General features: G+C 62.9%; 4 protein-coding genes and 1 pseudogene. 4 read left to right on the top strand and 1 reads right to left on the bottom strand.

Annotated features, from left to right (window positions below; all coding sequences use genetic code 11):
- Nucleotides 1–127 (bottom strand): annotated as a pseudogene (locus ACRXB1_RS31425) (TOBE domain-containing protein); the annotation flags it as partial.
- A 1-nt stretch (nt 128) separates the two neighbouring features.
- On the opposite strand from ACRXB1_RS31425, the gene ACRXB1_RS31420 reads away from it, so the two are divergent.
- From ACRXB1_RS31420 to ACRXB1_RS31405, 4 genes are all read left to right on the top strand, one after another.
- Nucleotides 129–656: a 4-hydroxythreonine-4-phosphate dehydrogenase PdxA gene (locus tag ACRXB1_RS31420; protein WP_449494262.1), complete on the top strand. Its 528-nt coding sequence runs from the start codon at nt 129–131 to the stop codon at nt 654–656.
- 29 nt (nt 657–685) lie between these two features.
- On the top strand, nt 686–1690 hold the full coding sequence (locus ACRXB1_RS31415; RefSeq protein WP_449494261.1) for a 2Fe-2S iron-sulfur cluster-binding protein: 1005 nt from the start codon (nt 686–688) through the stop codon (nt 1688–1690).
- Nucleotides 1691–1724: 34 nt separating this feature from the next.
- Complete coding sequence (locus tag ACRXB1_RS31410) at nt 1725–3077, top strand: MFS transporter (RefSeq protein ID WP_449494260.1); 1353 nt, start codon at nt 1725–1727, stop codon at nt 3075–3077.
- Nucleotides 3078–3260: 183 nt separating this feature from the next.
- The gene (locus ACRXB1_RS31405) at nt 3261–4397 is read left to right on the top strand and encodes a porin (RefSeq protein WP_449494259.1); all 1137 of its coding nucleotides are present in this window, start codon (nt 3261–3263) and stop codon (nt 4395–4397) included.
- Nucleotides 4398–4450: the final 53 nt, after the last annotated feature.

The following is a 4450-nucleotide window of genomic DNA, read 5'->3' as shown; positions in this document are numbered from 1 at the left end:
AAACCTCGTCGTCCCAGGTGGGTGATTCGAGTTCGCCGATTGTCAGGCTCGACAAGTTCGCGACCACCACTTTGCCGCTGTCGAGCTTCACGTGATAAAGCGTGTAGCCGCCCATGTAAGCGATGTTGATCGGCGGCGGCCTGCGCATCGTTCATGCGACGTTGCACGAAGGTATTGCCTCGGCACTCGCGCGGCTCGATCAGCGCCACGTCGAACGCGCCGCGCGGGCGGCGGTGCAGGCACTGCAATTGATGGGCATCACGCATCCCGTGGTCGGACTGATGGGCATCAATCCGCATGCGGGCGAGGGCGGTCTTTTCGGCCGCGAGGACATCGACATTACCGAGCCGGTCGCGCGCAAGTTGCGTGATGACGGCATGACGGTTATCGGCCCGCAAGGCGCCGATCTATTGCTCACCAATCCCGACATCGACGTGTTTGTCGCGATGTATCACGACCAGGGCCACATTCCCGTCAAGCTGCGCGCCGGCCGCCATAGCGCCGCGCTGTCGATCGGCGCGGGCGTGCTGTTCTCGAGCGTCGGGCACGGCAGCGGCTTCGACATTGCCGGCACCTTGCTCGCGGATCCTGCGCCGCTGCTCGGCGCGATCCGTCTGATCACAACTGGAACCGTGCTCGCCCCACTGGCTGAGTGACACGTTCCAACGCTTTTCGAGGTCATATTTTGGACTACCAGATTTCCGTCGCGGACAGCGATATCGCTTTCCATTGCGAGGCGGGCGAAACGGTGCTCGCCGCCGCCGAGCGCTCGGGCTACAGCGTGCCGTATTCGTGCCGCAAGGGCGTGTGTTCGACCTGTGAAGGCAGCGTGGTGGCCGGCGCGGGCCGCTCGTCGGTGCAGGGCGATGTGCAGGGGCCTGCCGGGCATGTGCTGCTGTGCTGCCTGCGGCCGTCTTCGGACATGACGATCGCGCCGCGCAAGATCGACAGGCGCGAGCCGGTGGTGCGCAAGACACTCGACATGTCCGTCTACCGCGTCACGCAGCCGGCCGCGGACGTGAGCATCGTGCAATTGCGTCTACCTACCGGCGTGCGCGCGAAGTTTCGCGCCGGCCAGTATTTGCAGATCGAGCTGGAAGACGGCAGCCGCCGTAACTACTCGATGGCGAATCCGCCTCACGAAAGCGACAGCATCCAGCTTCACGTTCGCCATGTGCCGGGCGGCAGATTCTCCGAAGGCATGCTGCGGCGCCTGGACAAAGGCCACAAGCTGCGAGTGGAGTTGCCGTTCGGCGAATTCTCGCTGCAGGACGACTCGACGAAACCCATCATTCTGCTTGCTACCGGCACGGGCTTCGCGCCCGTCAAGTCGATCGTTGAGGACGCAATCAAACGCAGGCTCGACCGTCCGCTGACTTTGTACTGGGGCGCGCGTCGCGCTGAAGACCTGTATCTCTCCGAGCTGGCGCAGAAGTGGCACGACGGCGGCAAGCTGAAATTCGTACCCGTTCTCTCCGAGCCGAACGCGGACTGGAACGGCCGCCGCGGGTTCGTTCACGAGACGGTACTCGAAGATCTCGGCTCGCTCGACGGCTATCAGGTCTACGCGTGCGGCAACCCGGCCATGACGACGGCAGCCCACGAGTCGTTCCTGAAAGCCGGCCTGCCCGACGACGATTTCTTCAGCGACGCCTTTGTGCACACCGACACAGCACCAGCAATGACGTAGCGCCTTCCTAAAACAATCACAGGAGACAAACACCGTGGCATCCCCCCTCATCGACGTAGTCGAGGTCATCGAACGCCAGAAGGTCGGCATAGGCCAGTGCCTCGTGGTGCTGTTATGCGCGCTACTGATGTTTCTCGACGGCTTCGACACGCAGGCCATCAGCTACATCGTGCCGGCGCTTTCAAAGGACTGGCATCTGCCGCGCGAGGTTCTCGGCTCGATCTTTTCCGCCGCGCTCGTCGGGCTGATGGTCGGCTACCTTGCGATCGCGCCGTTGTCCGCGCGCTTCGGTCATAAACGCATGATGCTGGCAAGCAGCGTGCTATTCGCACTGTTCACGCTGCTGACGCTTTTCGCGACCAACGTCACCGAGCTGATCGGATTGCGTTTTCTGACCGGTATCGGGCTCGGCGCCGCCGCGCCGAGCGCGGTGGCGCTAACCTGCGAATTCGCGCCGAAGCGGCTGCGCGCCACCTTCGTGCTGCTCGTGTATTGCGGGTTCTCGCTCGGCTTCGTGGTGGCGGGTCTCACAGCTGGTGCACTAATGCCGGCGTTCGGCTGGAAATCGCTGATGCTGGTGGGGGCGCTTGCGCCGATCGCGCTGACCGTGCCGCTTGCCTGGCTGTTGCCCGAATCGCTGGTGGTTCTGCAGCGGCGCCCAAACGGCGACGAGCGCATGCGCGCCGTCTTGCTGGGGTTTTTTCCGCGTCTCGACGTGCCGGTTGGCAGCAGGTTCCGTCTCGAAGACCAGGGCGAGGCGCACGCGAGTGTCACGGCGCTTGTCAGGGGACGCACTTCGGCGGGCACGCTGTTGCTCTGGTTGATCTTTTTCCTGAACCTCGCCGAGTTCTATTTCATGCAGAGCTGGCTGCCGACCATGCTGACCGGCATGCAGTATTCGCCGGCGACGGTCGTCTGGGTGACGGCGCTGCCGACTATCGCCGGTGTGCTTTCCGCCGTGCCGCTCGGCCTCGCGATGGACCGGGTCGGCCCGTACGTCACGCTGACCGTGATGTATCTCGCGGGCTCCGTCTTCATGTGGCTGGTAGGCGGCGCGTTCTCGGGCAGCGTCGCGTGGTTGATGGTGATGGTTTTCTGCGCCGGGTTCTGCATTAGCGGCGGACAGAAAAGCGTTATCGCGCTGGCGGCCGTCTACTACCCGCTCAACCTGCGTTCGACGGGTGTGGGCTGGGCGCTCGGCATTGGCCGCCTGGGCGGCATTGCGGGACCGTTGAGCGCGGGCATGCTGTATTCGGCGCATTGGACGCCGGCGGAGATCTTCCGTTTCTCCGCGTGGCCTGTGCTGATTGCCGGCCTCGCCGTGTTCGTGATGGGGCGCATCTACGGCTCACGGCCGGTAGCCGTCGAGGTGAGCACTCCCCACTAACACGCGAGCACGCCGGGTCAGCCCGGAGAATCACACGAGTCACTGGCATCTGGCGCGGGAGGCGTTCGCCTTCCCGTCAGGCCACCGAAGTACCACCGTAGCACCCACTACTTAAAAAACCTGCGAAGCCTGCTGCTTTCTCGCTAGTGCGAGAAAGCGTGGCCTTGTCATGCCGGAGACTTTATGAAAAAGACCACCCTTGCCCTGTTGACTCTGCCGCTTCTCGCGAGTGCGGCTCATGCGCAGAGTTCCGTCACGCTATATGGCTTCATCGATGCCGGACTCGTGTATGTCAACAACCAGTCCGGGCATTCGAACGTACAGATGGTCACGGGACAAACAAACGGCAGCCGCTGGGGGCTGCGTGGCAGCGAGGATCTCGGCGGCGGCCTGAAGGCGATTTTTACGCTTGAGAACGGCTTCGATCCGTCGAACGGCAAGCTGCTGCAAAACGGCCGCGAGTTCGGGCGGCAAGCCTTTGTCGGACTGAGCAGCGACAGGTGGGGCGCGGTGACGCTGGGCCGCCAGTATGATCCGATGACGGAACTCATAGGCGGGATTGCCGCGACTTCGATGTGGGCGTGGCTCGGCACTCATCCGGGCGATTCCGACGATCTGAACTCGACCTTTCGCGTGAATAACGCGGTGAAGTATCTGTCGCCGACTTTCTATGGCCTGCAAGCGAGCGGCATGTTCGCACCCGGCGGCGTGGCGGGCGACTTTGCGTCGAGCCGGATCTACACGCTTGGACTCAAGTACGAGAATGGTCCGCTGAGCGCCGCGCTAGCGTACGACAACATCAACAATCCATCCGTATCGGTGCTCGATAGCGCGCTTTCTCCCGGTCAGGCAGGGTATGTGACGCCGGGCCGAAGCCCCGTGACCAGCGGCTACGTGTCGGCCAACGTGTGGCAAATATTCGGTGCGGCCGCTTCATACAGAATCGGCCAGGGCATGATTGGAATCGTTTATACGAACGCACGTTTTCAGGACATTCGAAGAACCGCGTCCACGCCTAACACGGGTACGGCGGCCTTTAACAGCTACGAGATCAATGGCCGTTATTCGATTACGCCGGCATTGTTGATCGGTGCGTCGTTCGACTACACGACAGCACGCGACGCCAGGTACGAGCAGATCGATTTCGGTCCGAACTATTCGCTCTCCAAGCGCACCGATCTGAATCTCGTCGGCGTGTGGCAGCACGCATCAGGTGTCGACTCCACAGGGCGGCCGGCGGTTGCGGCGATTACCACGCTGGGGCAATCGTCGACACCTACGCAGGTTGCTGTGAAGCTGTCGTTGCGGCATCGGTTCTAACGTCGTTGCCGTGTCACGGCGGCGCGTGCGGCAGGCTGCTTCATGGGCAGGCA

This window comes from Caballeronia sp. M23-90 (genome assembly GCF_053574605.1).
This window is presented reverse-complemented; position numbering and strand designations above follow the sequence as displayed.

What these genes read in the sequence shown, in the direction of transcription:
- ACRXB1_RS31405 (WP_449494259.1), top strand. Translation starts at nt 3,261, where the DNA reads ATGAAAAAGACCACCCTTGCCCTGTTGACTCTGCCGCTTCTCGCGAGT.